At 68.2% G+C, this 16,189-nt stretch carries 14 protein-coding genes and 1 tRNA gene; 5 read left to right on the forward strand and 10 right to left on the reverse strand.

The window, feature by feature from the left end:
• Positions 1–26 precede the first annotated feature (26 nt).
• From ACFW0G_RS16325 to dnaA, 10 genes are all read right to left on the reverse strand, one after another.
• The gene (locus tag ACFW0G_RS16325) at positions 27–212 is read right to left on the reverse strand and encodes a DLW-39 family protein (RefSeq protein ID WP_345405536.1); all 186 of its coding nucleotides are present in this window, start codon (positions 210–212) and stop codon (positions 27–29) included.
• Positions 213–749: 537 nt separating this feature from the next.
• Positions 750–823: transfer RNA gene (locus ACFW0G_RS16330), tRNA-Ile, on the reverse strand.
• Positions 824–873: 50 nt separating this feature from the next.
• On the reverse strand, positions 874–1,545 hold the full coding sequence (locus ACFW0G_RS16335; RefSeq protein WP_378326063.1) for a DUF3566 domain-containing protein: 672 nt from the start codon (positions 1,543–1,545) through the stop codon (positions 874–876).
• A gap of 36 nt (positions 1,546–1,581) precedes the next feature.
• Positions 1,582–4,113, reverse strand: coding sequence for a DNA gyrase subunit A (gyrA, locus tag ACFW0G_RS16340; protein WP_378326064.1), 2,532 nt, complete (start codon positions 4,111–4,113; stop codon positions 1,582–1,584).
• Positions 4,114–4,180: 67 nt separating this feature from the next.
• Positions 4,181–6,148: a DNA topoisomerase (ATP-hydrolyzing) subunit B gene (gene gyrB / locus ACFW0G_RS16345; protein ID WP_378326065.1), complete on the reverse strand. Its 1,968-nt coding sequence runs from the start codon at positions 6,146–6,148 to the stop codon at positions 4,181–4,183.
• 195 nt (positions 6,149–6,343) lie between these two features.
• Positions 6,344–6,835, reverse strand: coding sequence for a DciA family protein (locus ACFW0G_RS16350; protein ID WP_378326079.1), 492 nt, complete (start codon positions 6,833–6,835; stop codon positions 6,344–6,346).
• Positions 6,836–7,070: 235 nt separating this feature from the next.
• On the reverse strand, positions 7,071–8,225 hold the full coding sequence (gene recF / locus ACFW0G_RS16355) for a DNA replication/repair protein RecF (protein WP_378326066.1): 1,155 nt from the start codon (positions 8,223–8,225) through the stop codon (positions 7,071–7,073).
• Between the two features lie 12 nt (positions 8,226–8,237).
• The gene (gene gnd / locus ACFW0G_RS16360; protein WP_378326067.1) at positions 8,238–9,128 is read right to left on the reverse strand and encodes a phosphogluconate dehydrogenase (NAD(+)-dependent, decarboxylating); all 891 of its coding nucleotides are present in this window, start codon (positions 9,126–9,128) and stop codon (positions 8,238–8,240) included.
• A 32-nt stretch (positions 9,129–9,160) separates the two neighbouring features.
• Positions 9,161–10,294, reverse strand: a complete 1,134-nt coding sequence (dnaN, locus tag ACFW0G_RS16365) for a DNA polymerase III subunit beta (RefSeq protein WP_378326068.1) — start codon at positions 10,292–10,294, stop codon at positions 9,161–9,163.
• A gap of 915 nt (positions 10,295–11,209) precedes the next feature.
• Positions 11,210–12,844 (reverse strand): chromosomal replication initiator protein DnaA, encoded by a 1,635-nt coding sequence (gene dnaA, locus ACFW0G_RS16370; RefSeq protein WP_378326069.1) that lies wholly within the window; start codon positions 12,842–12,844, stop codon positions 11,210–11,212.
• 596 nt (positions 12,845–13,440) lie between these two features.
• Between dnaA and rpmH the strand changes: the two genes are divergently transcribed.
• Genes rpmH through ACFW0G_RS16395 form a run of 5 tightly spaced genes read left to right on the forward strand, consistent with a single transcriptional unit; the run spans position 13,441 to position 16,091 of the window.
• Positions 13,441–13,584 carry a 50S ribosomal protein L34 gene (gene rpmH, locus ACFW0G_RS16375; protein WP_345405559.1) on the forward strand — a complete coding sequence of 48 codons (144 nt, stop codon included), beginning with the start codon at positions 13,441–13,443 and terminating at the stop codon, positions 13,582–13,584.
• A 20-nt stretch (positions 13,585–13,604) separates the two neighbouring features.
• Positions 13,605–14,033, forward strand: a complete 429-nt coding sequence (gene rnpA / locus ACFW0G_RS16380; RefSeq protein ID WP_378326070.1) for a ribonuclease P protein component — start codon at positions 13,605–13,607, stop codon at positions 14,031–14,033.
• 5 nt (positions 14,034–14,038) lie between these two features.
• The gene (gene yidD / locus ACFW0G_RS16385) at positions 14,039–14,356 is read left to right on the forward strand and encodes a membrane protein insertion efficiency factor YidD (protein ID WP_378326071.1); all 318 of its coding nucleotides are present in this window, start codon (positions 14,039–14,041) and stop codon (positions 14,354–14,356) included.
• A 4-nt stretch (positions 14,357–14,360) separates the two neighbouring features.
• Entirely contained in the window at positions 14,361–15,503 is a 1,143-nt protein-coding gene (yidC, locus tag ACFW0G_RS16390) for a membrane protein insertase YidC (protein ID WP_378326072.1), read from the forward strand.
• Between the two features lie 30 nt (positions 15,504–15,533).
• Positions 15,534–16,091: a protein jag gene (locus ACFW0G_RS16395; RefSeq protein WP_378326073.1), complete on the forward strand. Its 558-nt coding sequence runs from the start codon at positions 15,534–15,536 to the stop codon at positions 16,089–16,091.
• Positions 16,092–16,189: the final 98 nt, after the last annotated feature.

Below are 16,189 nucleotides of genomic sequence, written 5' to 3' on the forward strand. Positions count from 1 at the left end.
GCGGCGGCGAGGCCGCCCGTCCGAACTCAGTTGTTGCGGGAAGCGTCCGCGGCCTTGGCCGGTGCCGAGCCGTTGCTCGAAGCGGAGCCGAAGGAGCCCTCGGGCGCCGTCGCCTCACGCCACAGGTCGGCTTCAGCCTTGGCAGCCTTGTTGCGCTTCACGACGAACAGAACGCCGCCCGCGATGACCGCGAGTGCCAACAGCTTCTTCACTGAAGCCCCCTTCTCCGACTTGCTTCCCTTACCCCGCGATGTTACTGCACGCCAGGATTCCCCGGCCGCCCGGTTCCCCCACGTTCCACGTGGAACCACCGCACCGTAGCCAACGTCACACCCCCACAACCGGAACACCCACTCCACCCCGCGGGTTATACCAACCGGTCGGTGTGCAAGCCTCCCGCAGCGAACCCACACCGACCGCGCCCCACCGAGCCCTGCCGGCCTTCTCTTCCCGGCAGGGCTCACCCGTACCCCCACCACGCCCGCTACGCAAGCTCCGCACCCCACGCACATCCCCACGCCCGCCACGCAAGCTCCGCACCCCACGCCCCGACCCGGACAAGGGCGGCCACGCCCGAAGTCACCCCACGAAACGGCAGGCCGGACAAGGGCGCTCTGCGCCCGAAGTCCAGGCCGACCACGCTGGGTCGAGAGTTGACGCACCGTGGGGGTCTGGGGGCTCGGCCCCCAGAAACAAAAAACACCCGATCACGGTCTGCGCTTACCGCAGACATGACCGGGCGAATCGGGTGGGCCTACCTGGACTTGAACCAGGGACCTCTTCGTTATCAGCGAAGCGCTCTAACCGCCTGAGCTATAGGCCCGTCGAACGAGAAGTAGATTACCGGACGCCCTGAGGCGCCCGGCAACCGGGTCACTCTCGTTCGGACAACGTGACTTCGAGGCCGCCCGCGAGGTCGGCGGACACGTTGTAGATGAAGGCGCTGACCGTGGCCAGCGCGGAGACGAGGACGATGTTGACGGCGCCGAGGATGGCCGCGATCCCGAAGACGCGACCGGCGCTGATCAGGGGTTCCGAGGACGCGTTGGCGCCTTCGCCACCGACGAGGGACGAGTAGGTGCCGTTGAGTTTGTCCCAGACGCCCATGCCGTCGAGGACGGTGTAGAGGACGCCGACGGCGACGAGCCACACGAAGAACATGGCGACGCCGAGGACGAGGGCGAGCTTCAGCACCGACCACGGGTCGAAGCGTTTGATCTGCAGGCTGGCCCGGCGGGGGCCGCGGCCGGGGCGGCGGAGTGCGGTGGGGGCGGGACGGGTGCGGGTGGCCGAGGGTTCGCCTTCGCCCTCGCCGCCGAACAGGCGGCGCGCGGCGGTGCCGGTGACCACGGGAGGGTCGCCGCCGTCGCTCACGCGCCGTCCGTCCTGCTCATGACCCGAGTACAGCACATCGTCCGTGACCAGGCCGCTCGACGCGGGCGCGTCCGGTTCGGCCGCGCCGCTGTCCTTGCCGACCCGCTGCCATGGCGGGCTGGCCGAAGCCCCGTTGGAACCCTGTGCGTCGGGCTTCTCGGATGGTGTCACGAAGAGTCAGTCCTTACCCGTATGGCGGCGCCGCGATTACTCCGACGCCGTGCTGTCCGTGGATTCTTCTCCTTGCTCACTGCTGTCACCGTTGGCGACGTCCGACGGCTCGTCCGCGTTGCGTGCGACAGCGAGAAGAGTGGTGCCTTCGCCGAGATTCATCAGCCGCACCCCCTTGGTCTGCCTGCCCGCCTTCCGGACGTCCCCGGCCGGCGTGCGGATCACCCCGCCGCTGGAGGTGATGGCGTAGAGCTCGTCGTCGGCGTCGACGATGAGTGCGCCTACCAGCCTGCCACGTTTGCGGTCGTGCTGAATGGTCAGCACGCCCTTGCCGCCACGGCCCTGCACCGGATAGTCCTCGATCGGGGTCCGCTTGGCGTAGCCACCGTCGGTGGCGACCAGCAGGAACTTCTCCGGCTTGACGACGCTGATGGCGAGCAGCTCGTCACCGTCGTTGAAGCGCATGCCGAGGACGCCGGACGTGGCGCGTCCCATGGGCCGCAGTGCTTCGTCGGTGGCGTGGAAGCGGATGGACTGGCCTTCGGCGGACACGAGCAGCAGGTCGTCCTCCGCGGCGGCGAGCACCGCGCCGACGAGTTCGTCCCCTTCGCGCAGGTTGACGGCGATGAGGCCGCCCGCCCGGTTGGAGTCGAAGTCGCTGAGCTTGGTCTTCTTGACCAGCCCGCGCCGGGTGGCGAGCACGAGGTAGGGCGCGACCTCGTAGTCGGGGATCTCGATGACCTGGGCGATCTGCTCGTCCGGCTGGAAGGCGAGCAGGTTGGCGACGTGCTGGCCGCGCGCGTTGCGGTTGGCCTCGGGCAGGTCGTACGCCTTCGCGCGGTACACGCGGCCCTTGTTCGTGAAGAACAGGATCCAGTCGTGCGTGGAGCAGACGAAGAAGTGCTGGACGATGTCGTCCTGCTTCAGCGTCGCACCCTGGACGCCCTTGCCGCCGCGCTTCTGCGAGCGGTACAGATCGGTTTTCGTCCGCTTGGCGTACCCCGTGCGGGTGATGGTGACGACAACGTCCTCGACGGCGATGAGGTCCTCGATCGAGACGTCGCCGCCGAACGGGATGATCTGGGTCTTCCGGTCGTCGCCGTACTTGTCGACGATCTCCATCAGCTCGTCGCGGATGATCTGCCGCTGCCGCTCGGGCTTGGCGAGGATGTCCTTGAGGTCGGCGATCTCGAGTTCGATCTCGGCCAACTGGTCGATGATGCGCTGCCGTTCGAGGGCGGCCAAGCGGCGCAGCTGCATGTCGAGGATCGCGGTGGCCTGGATCTCGTCGATGTCGAGCAGGCTCATCAGGCCGGGCCGGGCCTCGTCGGCAGAGGGCGAACGCCGGATCAGGGCGATGACCTCGTCGAGCATGTCCAGCGCCTTGACCAGACCACGCAGGATGTGGGCGCGTTCCTCGGCCTTGCGCAGCCGGTAGCGGGTGCGCCGGACGATGACGTCCATCTGGTGCTTGACGTAGTGCCGGATGATCTGGTCGAGCCGCAGGGTGCGCGGCACGCCGTCGACCAGCGCGAGCATGTTGACGCCGAAGTTCTGCTGCAGCTGGGTGTGCTTGTAGAGGTTGTTCAGCACGACCTGGGCGACCGCGTCCCGCTTGAGCGTGATCACGATGCGCATGCCGCGCCGGCTGTTGGTCTCGTCGGCGATGTCGGCGATGCCGGTGAGCTTGCCATCGCGGACGAGGTTGGCGATGTTCTCGACGAGGTTGTCCGGGTTGACCTGGTAGGGCAGCTCGGTGACGACCAGGATGGTGCGGCCCTTGGCGTCCTCGTCCACCTCGACGACGGCGCGCATCCGGATGGAGCCGCGGCCGGTGCGATAGGCGTCCTCGATGCCGGAGTTGCCGAGGATCAGCGCCTTGGTCGGGAAGTCCGGGCCCTTTACCCGCACCAGCAGCGCGGCGAGCAGCTCGTCGTCGGTGGCCTCGGGGTTCTCCAGCGCCCATACGACGCCGTCGGCGACCTCGCGCAGGTTGTGCGGCGGGATGTTGGTCGCCATGCCGACCGCGATTCCGGTGCCGCCGTTTACCAGCAGGTTCGGGAAGCGCGAGGGCAGGACGTCCGGTTCCTGCGTACGGCCGTCGTAGTTGTCGGAGAAGTCGACGGTGTCTTCCTCGATGTCGGCCAGCATGTGCATGGCCAACGGCGCGAGGCGGGACTCGGTGTACCGCATGGCGGCTGCGGGGTCGTTGCCCGGCGAGCCGAAGTTGCCCTGCCCGTCGATGAGCGGGTACCGCATCGACCACGGCTGCGCGAGACGGACCAGCGCGTCGTAGATCGCGGAGTCACCGTGCGGGTGGTAGTTGCCCATCACGTCGCCGACGACGCGGGAGCACTTGTTGTACCCGCGGTCCGGGCGGAAGCCCGAGTCGAACATCGAGTACAGGATCCGGCGCGCGACCGGCTTGAGACCGTCGCGCACGTCCGGCAGCGCACGCGACACGATCACGCTCATCGCGTAGTCGATGTAGGAGCGCTGCATCTCCTGCTGGATGTCGACCGGTTCGATCCGGTCGTGGTCCGGCGCCGGAGGCAAGGTTTCCGTCATGTCGTCCTTCTCGTATGGACAGTCCTAATCGGACACAAGGCTGGGCGGGCGCGAGCGCCCGAGCGGGCTACACGTCGAGGAAGCGCACGTCCTTGGCGTTGCGGGTGATGAAGGAGCGGCGGGCCTCGACGTCCTCGCCCATCAGCACGGAGAACAGCTCGTCCGCCTGGGCGGCGTCGTCCATCGTGACCTGGCCCAGCAGCCGGTTCGCCGGGTCCATGGTGGTCTCCCACAGCTCTTCGGCGTTCATCTCGCCGAGACCCTTGTACCGCTGGATCGCGTCGTCCTTCGGCAGCCTCTTGCCCGCCTCGACACCCGCCTGGATGACGGCGTCGCGCTCGCGGTCGGAGTACGCGTACTCCGGCTCGGACCGCGGCCACTTGATCTTGTACAGCGGCGGCCGCGACAGGAAGACGTGCCCGTGCTCGATCAGCGGCGCCATGAACCGGAACAGCAGGGTGAGCAGCAGGGTGGTGATGTGCTGGCCGTCGACGTCGGCGTCGGCCATCAGCACGATCTTGTGGTAGCGCAGCTTCGAGAGGTCGAACTCGTCGTGGATGCCGGTGCCCAGCGCGGTGATCAGCGACTGGACCTCGGTGTTCTTGAGGACGCGGTCGATACGGGCCTTCTCGACATTGATGATCTTGCCGCGGATCGGCAGGATCGCCTGGTACATCGAGTCCCGGCCCTCCTTGGCCGAGCCGCCCGCCGAGTCACCCTCGACGATGTAGAGCTCGCACTCCTCCGGCTTGGTGGAGCGGCAGTCCTTGAGCTTGCCCGGCAGGCCGCCGATGTCGAGCGCGCCCTTGCGGCGGACCAGGTCCCGCGCCTTGCGCGCGGCCATCCGGGCCTGCGCCGAGGAGATCGACTTGTTGATGACCGTCTTCGCCTCGTTGGGATTACGCTCGAACCAGTCGCTCAGCCACTCGTTCGACGTCGTCTGCACGAACGTCTTCGCCTCGCTGTTGCCCAGCTTGGTCTTGGTCTGACCCTCGAACTGCGGCTCGGACAGCTTGATCGACACGATCGCGGCGAGGCCCTCGCGGACGTCGTCGCCGGTGAGGTTCGCGTCCTTCTCCTTGAGGAGCTTCTTCTCGCGCGCGTACGCGTTGACGACGCGGGTCAGCGCGGCGCGGAAGCCCTCTTCGTGGGTGCCGCCCTCATGCGTGTTGATCGTGTTGGCGAAGGTGTACACCGACGGCGTGAATCCGTTGTTCCACTGCATCGCGACCTCGACCTCGAGGCCGGTGCCCTTGGCGTCGAAGGAGATCACGCTGGGGTGGATCGGGTCCTTGCTGCCGTTGATGTGCTTGACGAAGTCCTCGAGCCCGCCCGGGTAGCAGTAGGTGACCTCCTTGAGGCGCGCCTGCTTGCCCTCGGCGTCGGCCTCGGTCTCCTCGTCGGCGACGCGCTCGTCGCGCAGCGAGATGGTGAGGCCCTTGTTCAGGAACGCCATCTCCTGCAGCCGCCGGGAGATGGTCTCGAAGTTGTACGTGGTGGTTTCGAAGATGTCCGGGTCGGCCCAGAACGTGATCGTGGTGCCGGTGGAGTCGGCCGGGCCGAGGTCCTGCAGTTCGCCGGGTACCTGGTCGGTGTACTCCTGGCGCCAGTTGCGGCCCCGGTACTTGATCTCCGCGAGCAGCTTGGTGGACAGCGCGTTGACGACGGAAACGCCGACGCCGTGCAGACCGCCCGAAACCGCGTAGGAATCGCTGTCGAACTTGCCGCCCGCGTGGAGCACGGTCAGCACGACCTCCAAGGTCGGCTTCTGCTCCTTGGGGTGCATGTCCACCGGGATACCGCGGCCGTCGTCGATGACACGGACGCCGCCATCGGCCAGCAGGGTAACCTCGACCTTGGTCGCGTACCCGGCCATCGCCTCGTCGACAGAGTTGTCCACGACCTCCTGCACCAGGTGGTGGAGGCCACGCTCACCGGTGGAACCGATGTACATACCGGGGCGCTTGCGGACCGCTTCGAGGCCTTCGAGCACGGTGATGGACGACGCGTTGTACTCGCTCTTGTTCTCGGTCACCGGCGTGTTGTCTCCTCGTCTCGCGCGAGCGGACACCCGCTCGACACCAGTGTACTTGGCCGCGTTCGCAGACATGCGGCAAGGACACCCCTGGTTTGCTCACAGAGCCACGAAATCGTTCCTAGCAGAGTCTTGACGTTTCAGAGCACTTATGGACGCGTCGTGGGGGAATTCCGGGAGTGTCCGCAACCGGTGTCAGCCGTACGTGTCACGCGGGCCGCGGCCGGGCACGTGCCGTGGCCCCTTCCGCCAGCTGGGTGCCGTCGGCCCCTGGATGCGCATGCGCTTGACGACGCCGTTGCCGACGCCAGCGGCGATCTTGGCCAGGAGCTGGCGTTGCAGGGTGCGCAACTGCATCGCCCATGCGGTCGAACTGGCCTGGACGGTCAGCTCACCGTCCTTGAGCGACACCGGCTGCGCGTGTTCGGCGACGTTCTCCCCGACCAGGCGGGCCCACTGCCCGAAGACCCTGGCGGAGGAGAGCCGCTCCGCCCAGCCACTGTCGGCGACCAACCGCGAGGCCAGCCGTCCGAGCGGCTGTGGATCACGCGCGTCGGCGCCTGGCCCCGACCAGCGGCGGCGCCGCGGGTTCTGGCCACCACCGGTCAGCCTGCCTGTGCGTAACCCGGGCGGCCCGCCGCGGGCTTTGGCCTTGGCTTTGGCAGCCTCGAGGGCTGCGTGAGCCAGGTCACGCCCGTTCGGCGCAGCGCCGTTTTCACGCTGCGTACCAGGAGTTTGATCGCCACCTGGGCGAACGCTGGTGTGGGGGATGTCAAGCCCCTCATCCGGCCGTTCGGTCACGCGGGGCGATAACTCCTTCCCGGTGTTATCCACACTGTCCACAGGTTTATCCCCAGAAAGGTGGGTAACTGCTGTGGGACCGGTCACCCCGCGTGGCCGGATTGATCTTGGATCGGGGCGCTCAGGCACGGTTGACCTCACCATCCGCCACGGAGAACCGGCATCCGTCCAGCTCAGCGGGCACGTCCTCGTCGACGGCGGCGGTCACCAGCACCTGTTCGGCCCCCGCCGCCACCTCCGCGAGCCGCGACCGGCGCTTGCGGTCCAGCTCGGCGAACACATCATCCAGGAGGAGCACCGGCTCCCCGGCTTCGCCACGCAGGAGTTCGTAACTTCCCAAACGCAGCGCGAGGGCGAACGACCACGACTCGCCGTGACTCGCGTATCCCTTCGCCGGCGCCTCGCCCAGCACGAGCTCGAGCTCGTCCCGGTGAGGGCCGACCATGCTCACCCCCCGTTCGAGCTCGGCGGACCGAGCCTCGCCCAGCGCGGTGAGCAGCACATCCTTGAGTACGTCCGGCTCGGCGCGTGCCTCGCCTGGTACCCCGTACCCCGTGGGGAGCGACTCGCCCAGCGAAGATCGGTACGCGATCTTCGCCGGACGTGAATCCGGTGCGACGCCCATGTACGCCGAAGCCGTGTACGGCGCCAGGTCTGCGACGAGGTTGAGCCGCGCGGCCAGCAACTGCGCGCCGGCGACGGCGAGATGGTCGTCCCACACGTCGAGCGTCGACAATGCGTACGGGTCTTCGCGGCCGGTCCGGCGCTTCCCCGCGGTCTTGAGCAGGGCGTTGCGCTGCTTGAGCACCTTCTCGTAGTCGGCGCGGACACCGGCATACCTCGGCGCGCGCAGCACGAGGAGCTCGTCGAGGAACCGCCGCCGCTCGCTCGGATCACCCCGGACGAGCGCCAGATCCTCCGGCGAGAACAACACCGTGCGCAGGATCCCGAGCACGTCCCGTGGCTTGCCGACCGCACCGCGGTTGACCCTGGCGCGGTTCGCCCGCCCGGCGGTGATCTCCAGCTCGACGGTCAGTTCGCGGTCGTCGTTGACCACCGCGACCCGCACCAGGGCGCGTTCCTGGCCGTGCCGGATGAGCGGGGCGTCCGTCGCGACGCGGTGCGAGCCCAGCGTCGCGACGTAGCCGATCGCCTCCAGCAGGTTCGTCTTCCCCCGGCCGTTCTGGCCGACCAGCACGGTCGGCCCCGGTTCCAGCGCGAGATCGGCCTGCTCCCAGGACCGGAAGTCCGTGACCTGGAGATGTCTCAGGTACAAAACTCCCCAGACCTAGCCGCCGACCTTCTTCACCGCGTGACCGCCGAACTGGTTGCGCAGCGCGGCCACCGCCCGCATCGCGGGCGACTGCTGCTGCCGCGAGGCGAAACGCGCGAACAGCGCGGCGGAGAGGACCGGCGCCGGGACGGCGTGGTCGATCGCCTCCTCCAGCGTCCACCGGCCCTCGCCGGAATCCTCGACGTAGCCTTCGAGATCGTCCAGCTCCGGGTCCTCGTCGAGCGCGCGCACGAGCAGGTCGAGCAGCCACGAGCGGACCACGGTCCCCCGCTGCCAGCCCTTGATCACCGCGGGGACGTCCTCGACGACCTTCGCGGCTTCGAGCAGCTCGAAGCCTTCGGCGAAGGCCTGCATCATGCCGTACTCGATGCCGTTGTGGATCATCTTCGCGTAGTGCCCGGCCCCGACGGCCCCCGCGTGCGAGAAGCCCTCCTCACGCGGGCCCTCCGGACGCAGCGCGTCGAAGATCGGCATCGCGCGGGTGACGTCGGCGGCCGCGCCACCGACCATCAGGCCGTAGCCGTTGTCCTTGCCCCACACACCACCGGAGACCCCGCAGTCGAGATACCCGATCTTCTTCGCGGCGAGGAGGTCGGCGTTGAGCTTGTCGTCGGTGTACTTCGAGTTGCCGCCGTCGATCACGAGATCACCCTCGGACAGCAGCTCGCCCAGCTCGGTGATCGTCTGCCGCGTCGGGTCGCCGGCGGGCACCATCACCCACACGATCCTTGGACCGTCCAGTTTGGACACCAGATCGGCGAGCGACGTCGAGTCGGTCACCTCGGGGTTGCGGTCGTACCCGACGACCTCGTGACCGGCCGCGCGCAGCCGCTCACGCATGTTGAAGCCCATTTTGCCGAGGCCGATCAGTCCCAGCTGAACCATGGAGATCCCCTTACGTACTAACGAAAATCGGGTCAGCCGGGCAGGCGGACCGGCATCAGGAGGTAGAGGTAGCCGCCGACGACGTTGCCCTCGGGGTCGGCGGGCTTGATGAGCGCGGGCCGGTTCGGCGTGGTGAAGGTCAGCTCGGCGCGGTCGGTGTGCAACGCGCCGAGGCCGTCGACGAGGTAGCCGGGGTTGAACGCGATGGTGACCGGCTCGCCCTCGTAGTCGACCTGCAGTTCCTCTTCCGCGCTGCCCTCGTCGTCGCCGCCGGCGGAAAGCCGCAGCGAACCGTCCGCGAACTCGAGCCGGACCTGCGTCCCGCGCTCGGCGACGAGCGAGACACGCTTGATCGCCTCGGCGAGGGCGGAGACCTCGATGACCGCCCGCGAGGTGTGGCTGGCGGGGAGCAGCTGGCGGTAGGGCGGGAACTCCGCGTCCAGCAGCCGGGTCGTCGTGTAGCGACCGGCGCCGGAAAGCCCGAGGAGGCCGTCGCCGCTGGCGAGGGCGAGGCGGACCGTGGCACCGCTCGCGCCGAGTGTCTTGGCGGCTTCGGCGAGGGTCCGCGCGGGGACGAGCACCGCGGCGTCGGCGAGGCCCTCGGTCGGCTGCCAGGTGAACTCGCGCATCGCGAGCCGGAAGCGGTCGGTGGCCACCAGCGTCAGCTTGTCGCCGGAGATCTCCAGCCGCATGCCGGTCAGCATCGGCAGGGTGTCGTCCTTGCCCGCGGCGACGACGACCTGGGTGACGGCCTGGCCGAAGGCGTCGCCGGCGAGTTCACCGGCGAACGCGGGCTGGGACGGCAGTTGCGGGTAGTCCTCGACCGGCATGGTCGGCAGGCTGAAGCGGGCGCTGCCGCAGGTGATGGTGGCGCGGGCGCCGTCGACCGAGATCTCGACCGGCTGTGCGGGCAGCGCCTTGGTGATGTCGGCGAGCAGCCTGCCGGAGACGAGCAGACGGCCGCCGTCGGCGATCGTGGCGGGGACCCCGACCGTCGCGGAGACCTCGTAGTCGAAGCCGGAGACGGTGAGCGCGTCACCTGCCCCGTCCGACCCCGCGTCGAGCAGGACACCGCCCAGCACCGGCACCGGAGGCCGGGAGGGGAGGCTTCTCGCCACCCACGCGACGGCGTCGGCGAGCCCGTCACGCTCGACGCGGATCTTCATGCGCGCATCCTTTCGACAGCCGAGCCCCTGCGGCTCGTGAAGGTCGTCGGGGAACGCCTGCACCCGCGCAGGCGACCTCGCCTCTGGTCCTCACCCCTGCGCCAGGACGGCGTTCGACGCGGACCAGGTGCAGGCATCCACGTTAGGCCGTCAACGGGGCGGGCGTCACCTCGGCCTCCCCTTCGCTTTGTCGTCATGTCGACACGGTTCACCGGCTGTCCCCAGATTCGTCCGCCGCCTGTTTTTGTTTTGTTCCCTCCTTAAAAAGGATCTAAGGGCAGTAGCAGTAGTAGGCGTTGTGGGTTGTGTGGACAGAGCTCGTTCGTGCAGGTCGTCGCTGTCGACCGGGTGTGGAGATCCCTGGTGGTGGTTCGGTGGATGAATCGGGCGACCGGTGGATGGATTCGAGCGGGCCTCGATTCATCCACAGTCACCCCCAGTTGTCCCCAGGTCTGTCCCCAGCTGTGTGCCGAGTTGTGCCCAGGGGATGTGCGCGTCCGGCGTGACCCGAATCGCCCGGACGAGTGGCTTCCGCGGCATGTGCATCGCGTGTGGGCAACCTGTGGAATCGATGTGGGCAGTGCTGTGGATTCACTGTGGACTGCTTGTGAGTGCATTGTGGACGAAAACCGGGTCGTCGCAGTTGAGGGATTCGTTGGCGTTGTGGGCAAAGTGCCCACACCATGGGGAAACTCCCTTGTGTATCAACGGTTTTGCGTACGCGGCGAAGTGTGCTGCGGATCGCGTCGCTGCTTCGCGTGCGTACGGCTGTGTACATGCCCGTACGGCGGTGTAGGGGGCGTACGCACGCGAAGACGGCTACTGACGCGCTCTCGGCGGAAGGGCGTACGGCAAAACGAAGGGGCGCCCACGTGAGTCGTGGACGCCCCGAAGCCGTTGGGAGAGCGGGAAGAACTACTGCCGTGCGCGCTGCTTGATCCGCGACGTCAGTTCCTGCACCTGGTCGTAGATGCGGCGGCGCTCGGCCATCTCCTTGCGGATCTTCTTGTCCGCGTGCATGACGGTCGTGTGGTCACGGCCGCCGAACGTCTGCCCGATCTTCGGCAGCGACATCTCGGTCAGCTCGCGGCAGAGGTACATCGCGATCTGGCGGGCCGTCGCGAGCGCCTTCGTCTTGCCGGGGCCGCACAGGTCGTCGAGCGTCACGTCGAAGAACTCCGCCGTAACGCCCATGATGGTCGGCGCGGTGATCTCCGGCGTGTGCGAATCGGGGATCAGGTCCCGCAGCACGATCTCGGCGAGGCCGACGTCGACCGGCTGCTGGTTCAGCGAGGCGAACGCGGTGACGCGGATCAGCGCGCCCTCCAGCTCCCGGATGTTCGCCTCGACGCGCGAGGCGATGAACTCCAGCACCTCGCCGGGCACCGCGAGCCGATCCTGCGCGGCCTTCTTGCGCAGGATCGCGATCCGGGTCTCCAGCTCGGGCGGCTGGATGTCAGTGATCAGGCCCCACTCGAACCGCGTGCGCAGCCGGTCTTCGAGGGTTTCCAGCCGCTTGGGCGGCCGGTCGGAGGAGACGACGATCTGCTTGTTCGCGTTGTGCAGGGTGTTGAAGGTGTGGAAGAACTCTTCCTGGGTACCTTCCTTGCCCTCCAGGAACTGGATGTCGTCGACGAGCAGGATGTCGATGTCGCGGTAGCGCCGCTGGAAGGCGACCTTGCGGTCGTCGCGCAGCGAGTTGATGAAGTCGTTGGTGAACTCTTCGGTCGAGACGTAGCGAACGCGCATCCCGGGGAACAGCCGTTGCGCGTAGTGCCCGACGGCGTGCAGCAGGTGGGTCTTGCCCAGTCCGGACTCGCCCCAGATGAACAGCGGGTTGTATGCGCGGGCAGGTGCCTCGGCGACGGCGACCGCGGCCGCGTGCGCGAACCGGTTGGACGCGCCGATGACGAAGGTGTCGAACGTGTACTTCTCGTTCAGTTTCGTCTTGGACGTCTGCGGCTGCGCGGGTGCGGTGTACGGCTGGCCCGCGATCGGCTGACCGGAGAAGGTGGGCCAGATCTCGTGGACGGCGGCGAGCGCCTCGCCTTCCTCGTCCACCTCTTCGTCGGGCTCCTCCGACTCCTCGGCCGAAGCGGCGGGCTTGGCCGGTTGCTGCGGCGGCATCGGGGCGGGCATCGGCGGCGGCGTCGGCTCGGGACGCGTCGCCCGGGCGGGCGGCAGCATCGAGCCGTCGGACATCGCGGGCTCGGGCGCGGGCCCGGAGCCGTTTTCCACCCGGGTGGGCGACGGTACGTAGCGGGGCGCGGGCGCGGGAGCCACCGGCTCCGCGCTGTCGACCTTCACCGCGAGGGAGACCGCGCGGCCGAGCCGCCGCGAGAGCGCTTCGGTGATCGCGCCGCGGAGGGCGCGTTCGATGGCTTCCTTCGCGAAGTCACTGGGTGCGGCGAGGAGCGCGGTGCCGTCGAGCAGGCCGATCGGCCGGGTGACGCGCATCCAGGCCCGCTGCTGCGGCGAGAGGGTCCCGTCGGACAGCTCCCGGACCACCTGCTCCCAGATGACGCCTAGATTGTGCTGGTGCTCGGACACCTGTCTGGCTCCCCTCCCCTCGTCGGCGTGTACGGCGAAATCCCCCCAAGCACGCCCCGGCCACTCCATCGAGCGTCATCTTGGACCGGTCTGTTCACCGGCACAGCAAGTATCCACATAGTTGTCCACAGCTGTGCACTAATGTACGGCGGCCCGCGGCCACGCCACCTGCGGGCTCTCCATAACGCCGGTGGGTACCTCCACACCCGGCGGCGCGCTCGCCGTGCACCTCGACCGGTGACCCGAGAGAGGCACGCTAACAAGCCCCGCCCGTTGCCACAAGGCATCCTTGGGCGCAAGCATTTCACGGTGTACGGCGTGTTGCCATTCGATGGCGCGTGCCTGCACCGACCGTACCCGCTGGGGTGATCGCGGTGCGTGGCCAAGGGGGTGCCTGCGGGCCGCCCGGCCGGGGTGCGTACCCTCGTAAGGTCTCCCGTATGCGACGGGTGCGTTTCGCGTGCCCACGTTGTCGTCGCTCGACGTGACGAGGACACACGTTGGTAGGAGACACCACAGACTGCCGTGCGCCCGCACGACACGCCAGGCGGCGGTGAAGAAAACCGTCGTCCGACGGCCGAGACACAGGAGAAGCAGTGAGCAAGGGTAAGCGCACCTTCCAGCCGAACAACCGCCGACGCGCCCGGGTCCACGGGTTCCGGCTGCGCATGCGGACCCGTGCCGGCCGGGCCATCTTGGCGGCCCGTCGTCGCAAGGGCCGTGCCGAGCTGTCCGCCTGATTCCGGCGTCGAGGCGCGTCGTGCTGCCCGCCGCCGCCCGGTTGCGGCGGAGTGAGGATTTCCGCGTAGTTCTTCGCCGCGGGTCCAGGGCAGGCAAGCGCCGCCTCGTCGTTCACGCGTTGACCACGGACCCGCCCGAGGCCGCCACGGCGGCCAGGGCGGGTTTTGTGGTGAGCAAGGCCGTCGGGAACTCGGTGGTCCGCCACCGGGTCACCCGCCGGTTGCGTCACCTCGTCGCCGCCCGGCTCGGAACCCTGCCCGCCGGCAGCGCGTTGGTTGTGCGGGCATTACCTCCGGCAGCGGACGCGTCCAGCGCGGAACTCGGTGCCGATCTCGACGCGGCACTGCGCAGGCTCGGCCTGCTGCCGTCCCGCCGGTCGGCCGGGGATGGTGTCCTCCGGCAGACGCGTCCCGAGGACGCGGCCCCCGACCACGAATCAGCGGTGTGAACGGTATGCGAGCCAGCACACGAACCAGCACTGACGAACGTCCCGGTGAAGCCCGTCCCGGACCGGTCGCCTGGGTGCTGTTGCTTCCGATCAAGCTCTATCGGAAGGCGATCTCCCCTTTCCTGCCACCGGCTTGCCGGTTCTATCCGAGCTGCAGCGCGTACGCGGTCGAAGCACTGACCCGGTTCGGTGCCGGGCGCGGCTCCTATCTCGCGCTGCGCCGGTTGCTGCGCTGCGGCCCGTGGACCCCGCCCGGCCGCGACCCGGTGCCCGAGACGTTCTCGTGGCGATACCGCAGACCTGAAACACCGATCGAGGAGTAGCTCAGTGCTCGACTTCATCTACTACCCCGTGTCCTTCATCTTGTGGTGTTGGCACAAGGTCTTCGGGTTCGTCTTCGGGGAAGCCACGGCGATTTCCTGGATCCTCGGCATCATCTTCCTGACGTTCACCGTCCGCGGCATCATGTTCAAGCCGTTCGTGAACCAGGTCCGGTCGATGAAGCGCATGCAGGACTTCGCGCCGGAGATGAAGAAGATCCAGAAGAAGTACGCGAACGACCGGCAGCGCCAGGCGATGGAGATGCAGAAGCTCCAGAAGGAGCACGGCGTCAACCCGCTCGGCAGCTGCCTGCCGATGCTGCTGCAGATTCCGGTCTTCATCGGCCTGAACCACGTGCTGCGCGCGTTCACCTTCCCGCCGCCCGGTGGCGGCCCGAAGACCGAGAACTACTTCTTCAGCCAGGCCGACGTGCACTCGTATGTCAGCGCGAAGCTGTTCGGTGTCAACCTCGGTGAGGCCATCTATAACGGTGTCGGCGTCATCAACGGCGGCGCCACGACCGTGGGCTGGCACTGGAGCGTCGCGCCCGTCGCCGTTCCGCTGATGATCGTCGCGGGTATCGCCACCCACCTCACCGCGCGGCACTCGGTCTCCCGCCAGAACCCGGAGTCGGCGACTCCGCAGACCGCGATCATGAACAAGCTGACGATGTACGTCTTCCCCCTCGGTGTCGTCGTCTTCGGTGGGATGTTCCCGCTCGGCCTCCTCTTCTACTGGTTGGCCAACAACGGCTGGACGCTGATGCAGCAGCGCCTCGTCTACACGCGGATCGACAAGGAAGAGGAGCAGCGCAAGGCCGAGGCCAAGGAGAAGCGCGCGTCGCTCGGCCCGAAGCCGGGCCAGAAGCCGACCGCTCCCCGCCCGGGCCAGAAGCCGGTCCAGCAGAAGAAGAACCAGTCGAACAACAGCGGCGGCCAGAAGAAGGTCACCAAGGCCGGCTCCCCGCACGGCTTCGCGCAGACCGGCGCCGGGAGCGACAGCGGCAAGTCGGCCGAGCCGGCGCCGAAGCCGGACACGGAATCCACCTCCGAGGAAGCCGGGAGCACCAACGGCTCGAAGGACAACGGCACGGGTGTGCCGGGCCTCATCAAAGACTCGACCAGGAAGTCGGGCCGGAAGCGTCGCTGACGCCGAGCCGGTTCGGAGAGGAGACGAATGATGTCGGAGACGATCGACACGATCGACGCCGATAAGGACGACGCGGCGACCGGGGAACCGGAGAACGCCGGGCAGCAGCCGGGAGGTGCTGACGACGACGTCCTCGTGCGGGAGGGCGACATCGCCGGTGACTACCTGGAGCGGTTGCTGGACCTGTTGGACTACGACGGGGACATCGACCTCGACGTGGAAGCCGGCCGGGCCATCGTCAGCATCGACGGCGGTGAGGATCTGGAGAAGCTCGTCGGACCGCGGGGCACGGTCCTCGAGGCACTCCAGGAGCTGACGCGGCTCGCCGTTCAGCAGGAGACCGGATCGCGGAGCCGGTTGATGCTCGACATCGCGGGATGGCGCGCGGACCGTCGCGAGGAGCTTCGTGAGCTCGGCCGGTCGACGGCGGAGACTGTGCTGTCGAGCGGTGAACGCGTCCGGCTGCAGCCGATGAGCCCGTTCGAGCGCAAGGTCGTGCACGACGCCGTCGCGACGGTTTCGGGTGTCACGAGCGAGAGCGAGGGTGAAGACCCGAAGCGGCGCGTGGTGATCTTCCCGGCGTCCTGACGTTAAGCACTGCGCTAAGAGAAGCGGGGGGGGGGGGGGGGGGGGGGGGGGGGGGGGGGTGGGGGGGGGGGGGGGGCTGGTGGGGTTGGGGTGGGATA

The organism is Amycolatopsis sp. NPDC058986 (assembly GCF_042741125.1).
Taxonomy (GTDB): Bacteria; Actinomycetota; Actinomycetes; order Mycobacteriales; family Pseudonocardiaceae; genus Amycolatopsis.

Coding starts and splice junctions, on each gene's coding strand:
- gyrA (WP_378326064.1), bottom strand. CDS start 4,113: ATGACGGAAACCTTGCCTCCGGCGCCGGACCACGACCGGATCGAACCG.
- gnd (WP_378326067.1), bottom strand. CDS start 9,128: ATGGTTCAGCTGGGACTGATCGGCCTCGGCAAAATGGGCTTCAACATG.
- dnaN (WP_378326068.1), bottom strand. CDS start 10,294: ATGAAGATCCGCGTCGAGCGTGACGGGCTCGCCGACGCCGTCGCGTGG.
- yidD (WP_378326071.1), top strand. CDS start 14,039: ATGCGAGCCAGCACACGAACCAGCACTGACGAACGTCCCGGTGAAGCC.
- ACFW0G_RS16395 (WP_378326073.1), top strand. CDS start 15,534: ATGTCGGAGACGATCGACACGATCGACGCCGATAAGGACGACGCGGCG.